The 16,209-nt window shown below is 42.9% G+C and carries 17 protein-coding genes; 16 read left to right on the top strand and 1 reads right to left on the bottom strand.

Features of this window, described 5'->3' with window-relative positions; translation table 11 throughout:
* The first annotated feature begins 164 nt into the window (after positions 1-164).
* From TZ92_RS08185 to TZ92_RS08135, 11 genes are all read left to right on the top strand, one after another.
* A complete protein-coding gene (locus TZ92_RS08185) occupies positions 165-674 on the top strand; it encodes a GNAT family N-acetyltransferase (protein ID WP_235200790.1) in 510 nt (169 codons plus the stop codon).
* Between the two features lie 162 nt (positions 675-836).
* Positions 837-1,547: a thiol-disulfide oxidoreductase-associated membrane protein CcdA2 gene (gene ccdA2, locus TZ92_RS08180; protein ID WP_033630013.1), complete on the top strand. Its 711-nt coding sequence runs from the start codon at positions 837-839 to the stop codon at positions 1,545-1,547.
* A 13-nt stretch (positions 1,548-1,560) separates the two neighbouring features.
* The gene (locus tag TZ92_RS08175; RefSeq protein WP_033630012.1) at positions 1,561-2,124 is read left to right on the top strand and encodes a redoxin family protein; all 564 of its coding nucleotides are present in this window, start codon (positions 1,561-1,563) and stop codon (positions 2,122-2,124) included.
* A gap of 9 nt (positions 2,125-2,133) precedes the next feature.
* Positions 2,134-3,246: a peptide-methionine (R)-S-oxide reductase MsrB gene (gene msrB / locus TZ92_RS08170; RefSeq protein WP_033630011.1), complete on the top strand. Its 1,113-nt coding sequence runs from the start codon at positions 2,134-2,136 to the stop codon at positions 3,244-3,246.
* 70 nt (positions 3,247-3,316) lie between these two features.
* Positions 3,317-4,054: a response regulator transcription factor gene (locus TZ92_RS08165; RefSeq protein WP_033630010.1), complete on the top strand. Its 738-nt coding sequence runs from the start codon at positions 3,317-3,319 to the stop codon at positions 4,052-4,054.
* Positions 4,051-5,742 (top strand): cache domain-containing sensor histidine kinase, encoded by a 1,692-nt coding sequence (locus TZ92_RS08160; protein WP_033630009.1) that lies wholly within the window; start codon positions 4,051-4,053, stop codon positions 5,740-5,742. The genes TZ92_RS08165 and TZ92_RS08160 overlap by 4 nt, the downstream gene beginning before the upstream one ends.
* Before the next feature lie 109 nt (positions 5,743-5,851).
* Positions 5,852-6,415 (top strand): TIGR01440 family protein, encoded by a 564-nt coding sequence (locus tag TZ92_RS08155; protein WP_033630008.1) that lies wholly within the window; start codon positions 5,852-5,854, stop codon positions 6,413-6,415.
* A gap of 261 nt (positions 6,416-6,676) precedes the next feature.
* A complete protein-coding gene (gene pabB, locus TZ92_RS08150; RefSeq protein WP_033630007.1) occupies positions 6,677-8,398 on the top strand; it encodes an aminodeoxychorismate synthase component I in 1,722 nt (573 codons plus the stop codon).
* 95 nt (positions 8,399-8,493) lie between these two features.
* Entirely contained in the window at positions 8,494-9,294 is an 801-nt protein-coding gene (locus tag TZ92_RS08145) for an excalibur calcium-binding domain-containing protein (protein WP_080702651.1), read from the top strand.
* A gap of 100 nt (positions 9,295-9,394) precedes the next feature.
* Entirely contained in the window at positions 9,395-10,354 is a 960-nt protein-coding gene (locus tag TZ92_RS08140; RefSeq protein WP_000078551.1) for an ROK family glucokinase, read from the top strand.
* A 98-nt stretch (positions 10,355-10,452) separates the two neighbouring features.
* Positions 10,453-11,292, top strand: a complete 840-nt coding sequence (locus tag TZ92_RS08135) for a thymidylate synthase (RefSeq protein WP_033630006.1) — start codon at positions 10,453-10,455, stop codon at positions 11,290-11,292.
* A 42-nt stretch (positions 11,293-11,334) separates the two neighbouring features.
* Here TZ92_RS08135 and TZ92_RS08130 read toward each other — a convergent pair whose 3' ends face one another.
* The gene (locus TZ92_RS08130; RefSeq protein ID WP_001051782.1) at positions 11,335-11,505 is read right to left on the bottom strand and encodes a DUF3042 family protein; all 171 of its coding nucleotides are present in this window, start codon (positions 11,503-11,505) and stop codon (positions 11,335-11,337) included.
* A 120-nt stretch (positions 11,506-11,625) separates the two neighbouring features.
* Between TZ92_RS08130 and miaA the strand changes: the two genes are divergently transcribed.
* Genes miaA through TZ92_RS08105 form a run of 5 tightly spaced genes read left to right on the top strand, consistent with a single transcriptional unit; the run spans position 11,626 to position 16,077 of the window.
* Complete coding sequence (gene miaA / locus TZ92_RS08125; RefSeq protein WP_033630005.1) at positions 11,626-12,510, top strand: tRNA (adenosine(37)-N6)-dimethylallyltransferase MiaA; 885 nt, start codon at positions 11,626-11,628, stop codon at positions 12,508-12,510.
* Positions 12,503-13,741 (top strand): GTPase HflX, encoded by a 1,239-nt coding sequence (hflX, locus tag TZ92_RS08120; protein ID WP_033630004.1) that lies wholly within the window; start codon positions 12,503-12,505, stop codon positions 13,739-13,741. The genes miaA and hflX overlap by 8 nt, the downstream gene beginning before the upstream one ends.
* A complete protein-coding gene (locus tag TZ92_RS08115) occupies positions 13,734-14,357 on the top strand; it encodes a cystathionine beta-lyase (protein ID WP_033630003.1) in 624 nt (207 codons plus the stop codon). Before hflX ends, TZ92_RS08115 begins: the two co-directional genes overlap by 8 nt.
* A 14-nt stretch (positions 14,358-14,371) precedes the next feature.
* Positions 14,372-15,301: a ribonuclease Z gene (gene rnz, locus TZ92_RS08110; protein ID WP_033630002.1), complete on the top strand. Its 930-nt coding sequence runs from the start codon at positions 14,372-14,374 to the stop codon at positions 15,299-15,301.
* Positions 15,302-15,321: 20 nt separating this feature from the next.
* A complete protein-coding gene (locus TZ92_RS08105; protein WP_033630001.1) occupies positions 15,322-16,077 on the top strand; it encodes an SDR family NAD(P)-dependent oxidoreductase in 756 nt (251 codons plus the stop codon).
* Positions 16,078-16,209: the final 132 nt, after the last annotated feature.

Raw genomic sequence — 16,209 nt, 5'->3', positions numbered from 1 at the left:
AAATGAGAAAGCGAAGAAGGTCCGGGGGACCTTTTTACCCCGAGTCTAAAAATGGGAAAACGAGGAAGGTTCTGTTGAACCTTTTTAGCTTGAGCCTTAAGCTTAGAAAGCGAGGTAACATTATGAAAGCAATCGGTACGCAAATGTGACAGACAGAACGTTTAATCTTGAGAAGATTTGTGGAGAGTGATGCGGAAGCCATGTTTCAAAATTGGGCTTCGTCTCCTGAGAACCTGACCTATGTCACCTGGGATCCTCATCCTGATGTTGAGGTAACTCGGAACTCGATTCGAAATTGGGTTGCATCCTATACTAATCCCAACTATTACAAATGGGCGATTTGTCTCAAAGAAAATCCTGGGCAAGTGATAGGAGATATCAGCATCGTTGAGATGAATGAGAAAGATTCAAGTTGTGAAATTGGCTATATTTTAGGAAAAAACTATTGGGGTCGTGGTATGATGACAGAGGCCTTAAAAGCTGTGTTAGACTTTTGTTTTACTCAAGCAAGCTTTCAAAAAGTCAGAGCTCGTTATGCCAGTCTTAACCCAGCTTCAGGCCGTGTGATGGAGAAGGCTGGAATGTCCTATCTAAAAACTATTGCCAATGGTGTGGAGAGAAAAGACTACCTTGCGGACCTTATTTATTACCAGATAAGTAGGGAAGACAGGTGATTTCTTTTCTGTTTCTATCAAAGTCAGATCTTGTCTGGCTTTTTTTGTACCATATTTCTGAATAAACTGATTAAATTCCTATTTTTCCCTATCATTGTCCCTGTTTTTTCTGGAGTTTTAGAGCTATAATAGTCCTATCAAATTAAAGAATGGAGGAAGGCAATGGACAATGTATTCTTTTTTATCAGTGTTTTTTTTGCTGGAATTCTTTCCTTCTTTTCTCCTTGTATTTTACCCTTGTTGCCAGTCTATGCAGGGGTCTTGTTGGATGATAAGAATGATGCTCAGACTTCTAGTGGAAAATTTTCAATCTCACTTGTTAGTTTATTGCGAACTCTGGCCTTTATTGTGGGGATTTCTTTTGTTTTTATCTTACTGGGCTATGGAGCTGGTTTTTTAGGCAATTTGCTGTATGCTTCTTGGTTTCAATATGTGACGGGTGCGGTTATCATTCTCTTGGGCCTACACCAGATGGAAGTCCTACATTTGCAGGGGCTTTACAAGGAAAGAAGACTACAATTAAAGACACAGGGGCAAAAGGGTAACGGCTATAGTCAGGCATTTTTACTGGGGTTGACCTTTAGTTTTGCTTGGACGCCATGTGTGGGGCCAGTTCTGGGCTCTGTTTTGGCCTTGGCGGCTTCAGGTGGTTCAGGAGCTTTGCAGGGTGCTGGTCTCATGTTGGTTTACACGCTGGGTTTGGCACTACCATTTTTGGTTCTAGCTCTCGCCTCCAGCTATGTTTTGAAACATTTCCGAAAACTCCATCCTTACCTCGGAACCCTCAAAAGAGTGGGTGGTTTCCTCATTATCGTGATGGGAATCTTGGTGCTTTTGGGAAATGCTTCCATTTTGACTACATTATTTGAATAGAGAGGAAAAAGAAATGAAAAAATGGCAAACATGTCTCCTTGGAGTAGGATCAATCTGTTGTTTGGCAGCCTGTTCGGCTAAAAACATGTCAGACGAATCAACTATGAAGGAGCAATCCAAAACAGAACAAGTCAGCTCGCAAACTGCCACCAAGGGTCAGGCGGTTGCTGATTTTGAACTAACAGGAGTAGATGGTAAGACTTATCGTTTATCTGACTACAAAGGCAAGAAAGTCTATCTTAAATTCTGGGCTTCTTGGTGTTCCATCTGTCTAGCCAGCCTTCCAGATACGGATGAAATTGCTAAGAATGCTAGTGATGACTACGTGGTCTTGACAGTGGTGTCACCAGGCCACAAGGGAGAACAATCTGAAGCTGACTTTAAGAACTGGTACAAGGGATTGGATTATAAAAATTTACCGGTTTTAATTGATCCGTCAGGCAAACTTTTGGAAAGCTATGGTGTTCGTTCTTACCCTACTCAAGCCTTTATAGACAAGGAAGGCAAGCTGGTCAAAACGCAACCAGGTTTTATGGATAAGGATATGATTTTAAAAGAATTGAAAGAAATGGGGTAGAGAAAGGCTATGAATGATAAAGTAAAATTGTTTGTCTTGGCAGGGGTCATTCTCCTAGTCCTAACCGGTTTCTATTTCCTATTGATGCGAAATGCAGGGCAGACAGATAGCTCGCAAATTGAGAAAGCGTCAGTTAGCCAAGGAGGAAAAACAGTGAAAAAAACAGAAATTAGCAAAGACGCAGACTTGCACGAAATTTATCTAGCTGGGGGATGTTTCTGGGGAGTGGAGGAATACTTCTCACGCGTGCCTGGAGTGACAGATGCCGTTTCAGGCTATGCAAATGGTAGAGGGGAAACAACCAAGTACGAATTGATCAACCAAACAGGTCATGCAGAGACTGTCCATGTTACTTATGATGCTAATCAAATTTCCCTCAAGGAAATCCTGCTTCATTACTTCCGCATTATCAATCCAACCAGCAAAAATAAACAAGGAAATGATGTGGGGACCCAGTACCGTACCGGCGTTTATTATACAGATGATAAGGATTTGGAAGTAATCAATCAAGTCTTTGATGAGGTGGCTAAAAAATATGACCAACCTCTGGCAGTTGAAAAGGAAAACTTGAAGAATTTTGTGGTGGCTGAGGACTATCACCAAGACTACCTCAAGAAAAATCCAAATGGCTACTGTCATATCAATGTCAATCAGGCTGCCTACCCCGTCATCGATGCTAGTAAATATCCTAAACCCAGTGATGAAGAATTGAAAAAGGCCTTGTCACCTGAGGAGTATGCAGTTACCCAGAAAAATCAAACAGAACGAGCTTTTTCAAACCGCTACTGGGATAAATTTGAATCTGGTATCTATGTGGATGTGGCCACTGGCGAACCCCTCTTTTCATCAAAGGACAAGTTTGAGTCTGGTTGTGGCTGGCCTAGTTTCACCCAACCAATTAGTCCAGATGTTGTCACTTACAAGGAAGATAAGTCTTACAATATGACGCGCATGGAAGTGAGAAGTCGAGTTGGAGATTCTCACCTTGGCCATGTCTTTACAGATGGGCCTCAGGACAAGGGTGGCTTGCGCTACTGTATCAATAGTCTTTCTATCCGCTTTATTCCCAAAGACCAAATGGCAGAAAAAGGTTATGCCTATTTACTAGATTATGTCGATTAAGAAGTCTTTCCTAAGCAGTTAGAGGAGAATTTTGCTATACTGATACTAGTAAGTGGTAAAGGAGCAGAGCATGACCTACACAATCTTAATCGTAGAAGATGAGTATCTGGTAAGACAAGGCTTGACCAAGTTGGTCAATGTAGCAGCCTACGATATGGAAATCATCGGTCAGGCTGAAAATGGAAGACAGGCTTGGGACTTGATTCAAAGGCAGGTGCCAGATATCATTTTAACTGATATCAATATGCCTCAGCTAAATGGCATCCAGTTGGCCAGTCTGGTCCGAGAAACCTATCCTCAGGTTCACCTAGTTTTTTTGACAGGTTACGATGATTTTGATTATGCCTTGTCTGCCGTCAAACTCGGTGTAGATGACTACCTACTCAAGCCCTTTTCTCGTCAGGATATTGAGGAAATGTTGGGGAAAATCAAGCAAAAACTAGACAAGGAAGAAAAAGAAGAGCAGTTACAAGATTTATTAACCGATAAGTTTGAGGGAAATATTGCTCAGAAAATCCAGTCCCATCTGGCTGACAGTCAGTTTAGTTTAAAGTCTTTGGCCAGTGACTTGGGCTTTAGTCCGACTTATTTGAGTTCCTTGATTAAGAAAGAGTTGGGGCTGCCTTTTCAGGATTACCTGGTGAGAGAGCGTGTCAAACAGGCCAAGCTCTTGCTTCTGACCACGGATTTAAAGATTTATGAGATAGCCGAAAAGGTTGGATTTGAAGATATGAACTACTTTACCCAACGTTTTAAACAGATTGCAGGTGTGACACCTCGTCAGTTTAAGAAGGGAGAAGGCCGATGAAGCGTTCTTCTCTTTTAGTCAGAATGGTTATTTCCATCTTTCTGGTCTTTCTCATTCTACTAGCTGTGGTTGGGACTTTCTATTATCAATCTAGTTCATCAGCCATTGAGGCTACTATCGAGGGCAATAGCCAAACGACCATTAGCCAAACTAGCCACTTTATTCAGTCTTATATCAAAAAATTAGAAACCACCTCGACCAGTTTGACCCAGCAGAAGGATGTCCTAGCCTATGCTGAGAATCCTAACCAAGATAAGGTCAAGGGAATTCGAGATCTGTTTTTGACTATCTTAAAGGCAGACCAGGACTTGAAAACGGTGGTACTGGTCACCAAATCCGGTCAGGTTATTTCTACAGATGATAGTGTGCAGATGAAAACTTCCTCAGATATGATGGCTGAGGATTGGTACAAAAAGGCCATTCATCAGGGAGCTAAGCCAGTTTTGACACCAGCTCGTAAATCAGATAGTCAGTGGGTTATTTCTATCACTCAAGAACTTGTTGATGCAGAGGGGGCCAATCTTGGCGTACTTCGTTTGGATATTTCCTACGAAACTCTGGAAGCCTATCTTAACCAACTCCAGTTGGGTCAGCAGGGTTTTGCCTTTATCATCAATGAAAACCATGAATTTGTCTACCATCCTAAACGTACTGTCTATAGCTCAGAGAGTGAAATGGAGGCCATGAAACCCTACATTGAGACGGGGCAGGGCTATACGCTGGATCATCAATCCTACGTCAGTCAGGAACAGATTGCAGGAACAGATTGGACGGTTATAGGCGTGTCTTCGTTGGAGAAGTTAGACCAGGTTCGGAGTCAACTCATGTGGACCTTGCTTGGTGCTAGTGCCTTATCTCTTCTTGCCTGTCTCTGCTTGGTGTGGTTCAGTCTCAAACGCTGGATTGCCCCTTTGAAGGATCTGAGAGAAACCATGCTGGAAATTGCTTCTGGTACACAAAATCTTCGTGCTAAAGAAGCTGGTGCCTATGAACTGAGAGAAGTGACTCGTCAGTTCAATGCCATGCTGGATCAGATTGAACAGTTGATGGCAGATGTGCGCAGGCAGGAAGAAGCAACCCGGCAGTATGAACTTCAAGCACTGTCGAGCCAGATTAACCCCCATTTCCTCTATAATACTTTGGACACTATCATCTGGATGGCTGAGTTTCAGGATAGTCAGCGAGTGGTTCAGGTGACCAAGTCTTTGGCAACCTATTTCCGCTTGGCGCTCAATCAAGGCAAGGATTTGATTTCTCTTTCTGATGAAATCAATCATGTCCGCCAGTACCTCTTTATCCAGAAACAACGCTATGGTGATAAGCTGGAGTATGAGATTGATGAAGATCCTGCTTTTGGTAACCTAGTCTTACCCAAGTTGGTGTTGCAACCTCTTGTAGAAAATGCCCTCTACCATGGTATCAAGGAGAAGGAAGGTCAGGGACATATTAAAGTTTCTGTTCAGAAACAGAATACAGGGCTTGTCATCCGCATTGAGGATGATGGCGTTGGTTTCCAAAATCCTGGCGATAGCAGTCAAAGTCAGCTCAAACGTGGGGGAGTTGGCCTTCAAAATGTTGACCAACGGCTCAAACTTCATTTTGGAGACAATTACCAGATGAAGATCAATTCTGTACCCTCAAAAGGGACGACGGTTGAAATATACATTAATAAAATAGAAATTAGCTAACTCCCAGTCTATTCTGGGAGTTTTGCTTTTAAAAATCAGAATGATTAGTTGGCCTTGATAAAATCAGTAAAAAAAGATATGATAGATAGTGACAAAAGAGGTATCAAGTATGAAGAAAAAAGACATTCAAAGAGCAACAAGCCAGATTGTAGAAGATATAATAGACAAGGCTAATTTGAAGCAAGGGGCTATCTTTGTTTTGGGCCTTTCTTCTAGTGAGGTGATAGGTGGTCAGATTGGCAAGGAATCCAGCCAAGAAATTGGTGAAATCATCGTGAAGACCATCCTAGATATCCTAGAGGAAAAAGGAATTCATCTAGCTGTTCAAGGTTGTGAACATGTCAATCGAGCCCTCGTCGTTGAACGTCAGGTGGCAGAGCAGTTTGGTCTTGAAATCGTCAGTGTCCTTCCTACACTTCATGCAGGAGGTTCGGGTCAGTTGGCAGCCTTCAAGTTTATGCAGGATCCAGTTGAGGTTGAATTTATCAAGGCCCATGCTGGATTGGATATCGGAGATACTGCGATTGGCATGCATGTTAAGCATGTTCAAGTACCAATTCGCCCTGCACTGCGTGAAATTGGGCATGCCCATGTAACGGCTCTTGCAAGTCGTCCCAAACTAATCGGAGGTGCGCGTGCGCATTATCCAGAAGATTCTATCAGAAAGTCGTGAACTTATTCTGTAGTAAAAGAAGAAAAGCAAAAGACAGAGGAAGTAATGGTATCTATACCATTACTTCCTCTGTCTTTTGCCAAATTTTGTGTAAAGTGCTCCAAATAGGACCAGTTTTTACAAGAAGAAGGGGTGGTATCTGATGGAGAATTGCCAAAAAGTAGAAAAAAGAAACTTAGAGAAGCTTTTCCGTTATAGAAATCAGTAAACAAAGCTGGATTTAGCTGTTCTAGGTCGGCTTTTTTGTGCTATACTTAAGATATGCATAGAAAAACAGTGATTGATTTTAGGGCTTTGGGGGAGAGATACACCTTCACTCAGCCGATCAAAGAGTTAAAAACGAGAGATTTAGCAGAAGTGGCGGACCTGCTGGCTCAGGTGGAAAGCTACCAAGAACAAGGCTATTATGTGGTGGGCTATGTCAGTTACGAGGCTGCACCTGCATTTGAGAAGAAATTAGCAGTTCATAAAGCTCCTTTACTGGCAGAGTATCTGCTATATTTTACAGTTCATGATAGGGTAGAAACATCGCCTATTCCTCTGACTTATGAGGAAGTAGATCTACCTTCAAAGTGGCAGGAAGAAACATCTGCAGAGAACTATGAAAAGGCTATTGCCCAGATTCACCATCATTTGCGTCAGGGAGACACCTATCAGGTCAACTACACCGTCCAACTCAAGCAGGACTTAAGTGACAGTCCTTTTGCCATCTACAATCGTATGGTGGTAGAGCAGGAGGCGGGCTACAATGCCTATGTGGAACATGATGAGATGGCAGTGATTTCCATGAGCCCAGAACTCTTTTTTGAGCAAAATGACCGAGAATTAACGACTCGCCCAATGAAGGGAACAACCCAGCGGGGAGTGACTGACCAAGAAGACCTTGCCCAAGCTAGCTGGCTAGAACAGGATCCTAAAAATCGATCTGAAAATATGATGATTGTGGACCTCTTGCGCAACGATATGAACCGTATTTCTGAGGTGGGGAGTGAGCACGTGGAGCGTCTGTGTCAGGTGGAGCAGTATTCGACCGTTTGGCAGATGACTTCTACCATCAAGAGTCAGTTGCGACCGGATGTGGACCTAGTTGAAATCTTCCGTTCGCTCTTTCCATGTGGTTCCATAACGGGAGCACCGAAAATTGCGACCATGGAAATCATCAAGGACTTGGAGCCCCAACCACGCGGAGTCTACTGCGGAACGATTGGTCTCTTGCTTCCAAATGGACGACGGATTTTCAATGTCGCCATTCGGACTATTCAACTGCATCAAGGGAAAGCCGTTTATGGAGTTGGCGGAGGGATTACTTGGGATAGTACTTGGGAATCTGAATACCGAGAGGTTCATCAAAAGGCGGCTGTTCTCTATCGTAAACAAGCACGTTTCCAGTTGATTACAACTGGGAAAATCAGCCAAAAACAACTGCTTTTTGAAGATCAACATCTGGAAAGACTGACAAAGGCGAGTCGTTATTTTGCCTTTCCTTTTGATCCAGAAGAACTGAGACAAAAGATAGAGGAAGAGTGTCAAGTTTGTGATTCCCACCAAGACTACCGCTTGCGAATTACCCTCAGCAAATCTGGAGAGATAGAACTCAGTCGCCAAATCGTAAGCCCCCTCAGTCCAAGCTTCTGCAAAGCCAAACTTTGTCTGCAAGAAGCTGATTTGCAGCAAGCATTTACCTACTTCAAAACCACTTACAGACCACATTTAAGCCTAGGTAAACAGGAAATCATTTACCATAATGCAGCAGGAGAATTGCTTGAAACCTCTATTGGAAATCTGGTCTTAAAAATTAATGGTAAACTCTACACACCGCCTATCAGACTTGGAGTTTTGCCAGGAATTTACCGTCAGCATTTGCTGGAAAGAGGACAGGTAGAGGAAAAAGTCTTGATTGTGCCAGACTTGGACCAAGCGGAAACTATCTATGGCTGTAACGCAGTCAGAGGTTTGTATGAGTTGGAAGTGAATTCTAAATAAACTTCATAAATTAAAAAATATAATGGATATGTTGAATTGTTGAATTAAGTTTGATAAAATAAAAAGAAAACGATGTCATTTTATAGGAGGAAATGATGAAAAAAACAATTTTGCTGAAAGTGATTCTTACTGTTCTTCCAGTTTTAGGTTTGTTTGCTCAACCGGTTAGTGCAGAAGAAAATATTCATTTTTCTAGTTGTAAAGAAGCATGGGAAAATGGCTATTCTGATATCCATAGAGGAGAGCCTGGATATTCTTCAAGACTAGACAAAGATGGTGATGGAGTTGCCTGTGAACGCTCAAAAGCTCCTCGAGGTGTTTTTAAACCACGCCAATCTAGTCCACAGAATAGAGTTTCTTCTAGTGGCTGGGTTAAGCAGGATGGATATTGGTATTATTATTCTGACAATGGTAATCCAGTAACCAATTCTTGGAAAGGAGATTACTATCTCAAATCAGATGGAACAATGGCTCAGAGTGAGTGGATATATGACTCATATTACAAAGGATGGTATTATCTCAAATCGGATGGTTCATATGCACGAAACACATGGATAGGAAGTTACTACCTTAAACCAAACGGAAAGATGGCTCAAAGTGAATGGATTTATGATTCATCATACCAAGCTTGGTATTATTTGAAATCAGATGGATCCTATGCCCAAAATGCTTGGCAAGGCGCTTTTTATCTCAAAGCAAACGGTGAAATGGCACAAGGTGAGTGGATTTATGACTCTTCTTATCAATCATGGTACTACTTAAAATCAGATGGTTCATACGCTCGTAATACTTGGCAAGGAAATTACTATTTGAAATCAGATGGTAAAATGGCAAAGAATGAGCGAGTTGATGGTGGTAGATACTACGTAGATGCTTCTGGCCTTTGGAAACCATAAATCAGAAGAATTTCTAGGAAGTTAATGCAAACCTTTGCACAAAACGGACGATTTTGTTATACTATATCTGTAAGCATTTTCAATTAAAAAGGAGAAGACGATGAGTCAAAAGATTATTGGGATTGACCTTGGTGGAACATCTATCAAGTTTGCAATTTTAACTCAAGAGGGAGAAATCCAAGAAAAATGGTCTATCAAGACTAACATTTTGGATGAGGGAAGTCATATCGTAGATGATATGATTGAGTCTATTCAACATCGTTTGGACTTGCTTGGATTGTCAGCTACGGATTTTCGAGGGATTGGAATGGGATCACCAGGTGTGGTTGACCGTGAGAAAGGGACTGTTATCGGTGCCTACAACCTAAACTGGAAAACCCTTCAACCGATTAAAGAAAAGATTGAAAAAGCCTTGGGGATTCCATTCTTTATCGATAATGATGCCAACGTAGCTGCTCTTGGTGAGCGTTGGATGGGTGCTGGTGAAAACCAACCAGACGTTGTCTTTATGACACTTGGTACAGGTGTTGGTGGCGGTATCGTGGCAGAAGGCAAATTGCTTCACGGTGTTGCTGGTGCAGCAGGAGAGCTTGGTCATATCACTGTTGACTTTGACCAACCGATCGCATGTACCTGTGGTAAAAAAGGCTGTCTTGAGACAGTTGCTTCAGCAACAGGGATTGTTAACTTGACTCGTCGCTATGCAGATGAATACGAAGGCGATGCAGCCTTGAAACGCTTGATTGACGACGGTGAAGAAGTAACTGCTAAAACTGTCTTCGACCTTGCAAAAGAAGGGGACGACCTTGCCTTGATCGTTTACCGTAACTTCTCACGTTACTTGGGAATCGCGTGTGCCAACATCGGTTCAATCCTCAACCCTTCAACGATTGTTATCGGTGGTGGGGTGTCAGCTGCGGGAGAATTCCTTCTCCAAGGCGTGCAAAAGGTTTATGATGAAAATACCTTCCCACAAGTACGCACATCTACAAAATTGGCTCTTGCAACTCTAGGAAATGACGCTGGAGTAATCGGAGCAGCATCACTTGTATTACAATAAGATAATAAAAGGAGAAAAACACTACTTTAAAGCCAGTGATTTTCCTCCTTTCTTTTTTTATGCTATACTAGTTAGGACAATAAATGAGGTGAGAGTAAATGACAAAAGCAGATACGATTTTTAAAGAGAATATTGAACGAATCCTCAAAGACGGTGTCTTTTCTGAGCAGGCTCGTCCCAAGTACAAGGATGGGACTGTTGCCAACTCCAAGTACGTAACGGGTGCCTTTGCGGAGTATGATTTGTCTAAAGGGGAATTTCCCATCACAACCTTGCGTCCCATTGCGATCAAATCCGCCATCAAGGAAGTACTCTGGATCTACCAAGATCAGTCTAATAGCCTAGAAGTGCTAAATAGCAAGTACAATGTTCACTACTGGAATGACTGGGAAGTGGGAGATACGGGAACCATCGGTGAACGCTATGGGGCAGTCGTTAAGAAACACGATATCATTAACAAGATTCTCAAGCAGTTGGAAGCCAATCCTTGGAATCGTCGCAATATTATCTCTCTCTGGGATTATCAAGCTTTTGAGGAGACAGACGGTCTCCTTCCATGCGCCTTTCAGACCATGTTTGATATCCGTCGAGTAGATGGAGAAATCTATCTGGATGCGACCTTGATCCAGCGTTCGAATGATATGTTGGTGGCCCACCACATTAACGCTATGCAGTACGTGGCTCTTCAAATGATGATTGCCAAGCATTTCGGCTGGAAGGTTGGGAAGTTTTTCTATTTTATCAACAACCTTCATATCTATGATAATCAGTTTGAACAAGCTCAGGAATTGCTCCGCCGTGAGCCGTCAAATTGCCAACCTCGTTTGGTCTTGAATGTTCCTGATGGGACCAATTTCTTTGATATCAAAGCGGAGGACTTTGAGTTAGTTGACTATGATCCAGTCAAGCCACAACTGAAGTTTGATTTGGCTATTTAAGAAAATAAAAAGAAGTTGAGAAATCTCAACTTCTTTTGTTGCTTAATGTGATACGCGGCGGCGAGCTGCTTTTTTACGGTTTTCTTCGATGAAAGCTGCTTTTTGCTCTTCTGGCTCAATCACTTTCTTTTTAATTGCGTATACTGCACCTGCAACGGCAGCGACAGTTCCTGCGACACCTGTTACAAGACCTTTAGCGAATCCTTTAGCCATGAGTCTTCCTCCTTTATCTTCCCGATCAGCCAGGCTCCCCAAGTGGTAGCATTTTTCTGACTGACCTTTTTGTGATATAATAATAGTAACGAAAAAATGGAAATTTTTCAAGGAAAAAAGATGAAAACAAAAATAATTGTGATTGTTGGACCGACCGCTGTTGGGAAGACAGCCCTTGCTATTGAAGTGGCCAAGCGCTTTGGTGGAGAGGTGGTCAGTGGTGACAGTCAGCAAGTATACAGAGGGTTGGATATTGGGACGGCCAAGGCTAGCCCAGAGGAGCAAGCAGCTGTTCCTCATCATTTGATTGATGTCAGAGAGGTGACCGAGTCTTACTCGGCTTTTGATTTTGTTTCAGAAGCTAAGAAGGCTATTGAGGATATTCAAAGCCGTGGCAAGCTAGCCATTATCGCTGGTGGAACTGGACTTTATATCCAGAGCTTGCTGGAAGGCTATCATCTAGGTGGGGAAACACCTCATGAGGAGATATTAACCTATCGAGCTAGTTTAGAGCCTTTATCAGATGAGGAGTTAGCCCATCTCGTGAAGCAAGCAGGCCTTGAAATTCCCCAGTTTAACCGTCGTCGTGCCATGCGTGCCTTGGAAATCGTCCATTTTGGTCAGGATTTGAAAAATCAGGAAAGTCCTTATGAACCACTGATTATCTGCTTGGATGATGAACGCAGTCAACTCTATGAGCGTATCAACCATCGCGTGGACCTCATGTTTGAGGCTGGGCTTTTGGATGAGGCCAAGTGGCTCTTTGACCATTATCCAGATGTGCAGGCAGCCAAAGGCATTGGCTACAAGGAACTCTTTCCTTATTTCCGTGGGGAGCAAACTCTTGAGGAAGCAAGCGAGAGTCTCAAGCAGGCGACTCGTCGTTTTGCCAAGCGTCAGTTGACCTGGTTCCGTAATCGTATGCAGGTTACCTTTTATCAGATAGGAGAGCCTGACGTGCAGGACCGCATTTTAAGCCAGATAGAGGAGTTTTTACATGATTGAAACGGAGAAAAAAGAGGAGCGAGTTCTGCTGATTGGTGTGGAATTGCAGGGCATGGATAATTTTGATCTCTCTATGGAAGAGTTGGCCAGTCTGGCTAAGACAGCTGGGGCAGTCGTTGTAGATAGTTACAGACAAAAACGGGAAAAATATGATTCCAAGACTTTTGTTGGCTCTGGTAAGTTGGAAGAAATCGCTCGAATGGTGGATGCAGAAGAAATTACTACTGTCATCGTCAATAATCGCTTGACTCCACGGCAAAATGTCAATCTAGAAGAAGTTCTAGGTGTCAAGGTCATTGACCGTATGCAGTTGATTTTGGATATCTTTGCCATGCGGGCTCGAAGCCATGAAGGAAAACTCCAAGTTCATTTGGCTCAGCTCAAGTATCTCTTGCCTCGCTTGGTTGGTCAGGGGATTATGCTCAGCCGTCAGGCAGGTGGAATTGGTTCCCGTGGACCTGGTGAAAGCCAGCTGGAACTGAACCGTCGTAGTGTTCGCAATCAAATCACAGATATCGAGCGCCAGCTCAAGGTGGTTGAGAAAAATCGGGCGACAGTCAGAGAAAAGCGTCTGGAGTCAAGCACCTTTAAGATTGGTTTGATTGGCTACACCAATGCTGGGAAATCAACCATCATGAACACCTTGAACAGTAAGACCCAGTATGAAGCAGACGAGCTGTTTGCGACTCTGGATGCGACAACGAAGAGTATCCATCTGGGGGGCAATCTTCAGGTTACCTTGACTGATACGGTTGGCTTTATCCAAGATTTGCCAACAGAATTGGTGTCCAGTTTCAAATCAACCTTGGAAGAAAGCAAGCATGTGGATCTTCTGGTTCATGTCATTGATGCCAGCAATCCTTACCACGAGGAGCATGAAAAAACGGTTCTGTCTATCATGAAAGACTTGGATATGGAGGATATTCCTCGCCTGACCCTTTATAATAAAGCGGATTTAGTGGAGGATTTCATGCCTACCCAAACGCCGTATGCCCTCATTTTTGCCAAGTCTGAGGATAGTCGTGAGAACTTGCAAGCATTGTTTTTGGAGAAGATCAAGGATATTTTTGAAGTCTTTACCCTGCGCGTGCCTTTTTCTAAGTCCTACAAGATTCATGATCTAGAAAGTGTGGCGATTCTGGAAGATCGTGATTATCAGGAGGACGGTGAAGTCATTACAGGCTACATTTCCGAGAAAAATAAATGGAGGTTAGAGGAATTTTATGACTGATATTAAAACTTTGGCTCTAAAGTATGGAGGTTATACAAGTCTGGATAAGGTCTATCTAGATCAACTTCTAGCTGGCAAAACAGAGCAAGAGCAGTTGGCTCTCATCACACCTCCTCCGAGTGTCGTTAATGCCTACTTTGCTGAACTCTACCAGAAAAAGAGCCCTGAAGCTGCGACGGATTACTTTGCAGAACTCAGTCAGGAACTGAACCTCTACAATGCTGAGCCAAGTTTCACCTTTGAAAATAAGCCTTTTATTCGTCTTAATTTATCTGGCAAATCTTTTGGATTTTGCTATGAGAGTAAGGATCTGGGGCGGATCTTCTCTGAAAATGAAGAGGTAATCTCGGATGACTTGCTCTTTGAGATTGCACAAATTTTCCCCCATCAACTCGTCTTTGAAGAGTCTGGAAAGATTTACATGAAGGATGCCGGAGATGAGGAAGTTGTTAGTGTGGAGAGTCTCACAGCTTTGACGGACTTGGAAAGTTTTGCAGATGGCCGCAAGCGTCTCAAAGGTTATAGTCAAGACGATTTGCTTCAAGAGTCTAAAGCTTTTACTGGCAAGCGCTATTTCCGATCGGAAAATCGCACAGCCATGTTATATATTGATTAATTAGAAAGTATCGAATGGATATTCAATTTTTAGGAACAGGGGCTGGTCAGCCCTCCAAAGCTCGCAACGTTTCAAGTCTCGCACTGAAACTCTTGGATGAGATTAACGAAGTCTGGCTCTTTGACTGTGGAGAAGGAACGCAAAATCGTATTCTGGAAACCACAATTCGACCACGTAAGGTCAGCAAAATCTTTATCACCCACCTGCATGGAGATCATATCTTTGGCTTGCCAGGATTCCTTTCTAGCCGTGCCTTTCAGGCAAATGAGGAGCAGACGGATTTGGACATCTATGGACCGCAAGGAATCAAGTCATTTGTTTTAACCAGCCTTCGTGTGTCAGGCTCTCGTCTGCCTTACCGCATTCATTTTCATGAGTTTGACCAAGATTCTCTAGGGAAAATCTTTGAGACCGATAAATTCACTGTGTATGCAGAGGAGCTGGACCACACTATTTTCTGTGTTGGCTATCGTGTCATGCAAAAGGACTTAGAAGGTACCTTGGATGCTGAAAAACTCAAGGCAGCTGGTGTTCCATTTGGCCCGCTTTTTGGAAAAATCAAAAACGGTCAGGACGTTGTTCTAGAAGACGGAACTGAAATCAAGGCTGCTGACTATATCTCAGCGCCACGTCCAGGTAAGATTATCACCATTCTGGGTGATACCCGAAAAACCAATGCCAGTGTGCGTCTAGCTGTCAATGCCGATGTCCTTGTCCATGAATCGACTTATGGTAAGGGTGATGAAAAGATTGCCCGCAACCACGGTCACTCAACCAATATGCAAGCAGCACAAGTAGCAGCAGAAGCAGGTGCTAAGCGCCTCTTGCTCAATCATATCAGCGCTCGTTTCCTTTCAAAAGATATCAGCCAGCTCAAGAAAGATGCGGCAACTGTTTTTGAAAATGTTCATGTGGTCAAAGACTTGGAAGAAGTGGAAGTCTAAAAGATTGAAAAAGGATAAGTATGCGAACAATTCTCATTACAGGTGCTAGCGGTGGCTTAGCCCAAGAAATGGTCAAACTCTTGCCAAATGACCAACTCATCTTACTAGGTAGAAACAAGGAAAAACTAGCCCAACTATATGGAAATCATCCTCATGTGGAATTGATTGAAATCGATATTACTGATGACTCAGCCCTAGAAGCTCTGGTAGCTGACCTCTATCTCCGTTATGGCAAGATTGATGTCTTGGTTAACAACGCTGGATATGGAATTTTTGAAGATTTCGACCAGATTTCTGACAAAGACATTCACCAGATGTTTGAGGTCAATACCTTTGCTCTGATGAATCTGTCTCGTCGTCTTGGAACTTGCATGAAGGAGAGGGGAAAAGGCCATATCATCAATATCGTCAGCATGGCAGGTTTGATAGCGACTAGCAAGTCCAGTCTCTACTCAGCGACCAAGTTTGCGGCTATTGGATTTTCAAATGCGCTGCGCCTCGAACTCATGCCCTATGGTGTCTATGTAACGACGGTTAATCCAGGACCGATTCGTACTGCCTTTTTTGACCAGGCTGACCCAGATGGAACCTACCTCAAGTCGGTTGACCGCTTTCTCTTAGAACCAGATGCAGTGGCTAGAAAGATTGTCAAAACCATAGGAAAAAACAAACGGGAACTCAATCTTCCTTTTTTGCTCAATTTAGCTCACAAATTTTATAGCCTCTTTCCCAAGTTAGCCGATAAGTTGGCTGGGGAAACCTTTAATTATAAGTAAAAAAGCTATTCCTTTAATGAATAGTTTTTTGATTTAATTTCTTGAAAGAAGAGTGTTTTAAAGTTAAAAATCAAGCTTATTCGTGCCTATTCATAGCTTTTAGGGTATAATACAAATAAAAGAGTTCTAGAA

It is taken from the genome of Streptococcus oralis subsp. oralis (genome assembly GCF_000960035.1).
Taxonomy (GTDB): domain Bacteria; phylum Bacillota; class Bacilli; order Lactobacillales; family Streptococcaceae; genus Streptococcus; species Streptococcus oralis_G.
This window is presented reverse-complemented; position numbering and strand designations above follow the sequence as displayed.

What these genes read in the sequence shown, in the direction of transcription:
- TZ92_RS08130 (WP_001051782.1), bottom strand. Translation starts at nt 11,505, where the DNA reads ATGGCTAAAGGATTCGCTAAAGGTCTTGTAACAGGTGTCGCAGGAACT.
- TZ92_RS08140 (WP_000078551.1), top strand. Translation starts at nt 9,395, where the DNA reads ATGAGTCAAAAGATTATTGGGATTGACCTTGGTGGAACATCTATCAAG.
- TZ92_RS08145 (WP_080702651.1), top strand. Translation starts at nt 8,494, where the DNA reads ATGAAAAAAACAATTTTGCTGAAAGTGATTCTTACTGTTCTTCCAGTT.
- ccdA2 (WP_033630013.1), top strand. Translation starts at nt 837, where the DNA reads ATGGACAATGTATTCTTTTTTATCAGTGTTTTTTTTGCTGGAATTCTT.
- rnz (WP_033630002.1), top strand. Translation starts at nt 14,372, where the DNA reads ATGGATATTCAATTTTTAGGAACAGGGGCTGGTCAGCCCTCCAAAGCT.
- TZ92_RS08155 (WP_033630008.1), top strand. Translation starts at nt 5,852, where the DNA reads ATGAAGAAAAAAGACATTCAAAGAGCAACAAGCCAGATTGTAGAAGAT.
- TZ92_RS08115 (WP_033630003.1), top strand. Translation starts at nt 13,734, where the DNA reads ATGACTGATATTAAAACTTTGGCTCTAAAGTATGGAGGTTATACAAGT.
- hflX (WP_033630004.1), top strand. Translation starts at nt 12,503, where the DNA reads ATGATTGAAACGGAGAAAAAAGAGGAGCGAGTTCTGCTGATTGGTGTG.
- TZ92_RS08165 (WP_033630010.1), top strand. Translation starts at nt 3,317, where the DNA reads ATGACCTACACAATCTTAATCGTAGAAGATGAGTATCTGGTAAGACAA.
- msrB (WP_033630011.1), top strand. Translation starts at nt 2,134, where the DNA reads ATGAATGATAAAGTAAAATTGTTTGTCTTGGCAGGGGTCATTCTCCTA.
- TZ92_RS08175 (WP_033630012.1), top strand. Translation starts at nt 1,561, where the DNA reads ATGAAAAAATGGCAAACATGTCTCCTTGGAGTAGGATCAATCTGTTGT.
- miaA (WP_033630005.1), top strand. Translation starts at nt 11,626, where the DNA reads ATGAAAACAAAAATAATTGTGATTGTTGGACCGACCGCTGTTGGGAAG.
- TZ92_RS08105 (WP_033630001.1), top strand. Translation starts at nt 15,322, where the DNA reads ATGCGAACAATTCTCATTACAGGTGCTAGCGGTGGCTTAGCCCAAGAA.
- TZ92_RS08160 (WP_033630009.1), top strand. Translation starts at nt 4,051, where the DNA reads ATGAAGCGTTCTTCTCTTTTAGTCAGAATGGTTATTTCCATCTTTCTG.
- TZ92_RS08135 (WP_033630006.1), top strand. Translation starts at nt 10,453, where the DNA reads ATGACAAAAGCAGATACGATTTTTAAAGAGAATATTGAACGAATCCTC.
- pabB (WP_033630007.1), top strand. Translation starts at nt 6,677, where the DNA reads ATGCATAGAAAAACAGTGATTGATTTTAGGGCTTTGGGGGAGAGATAC.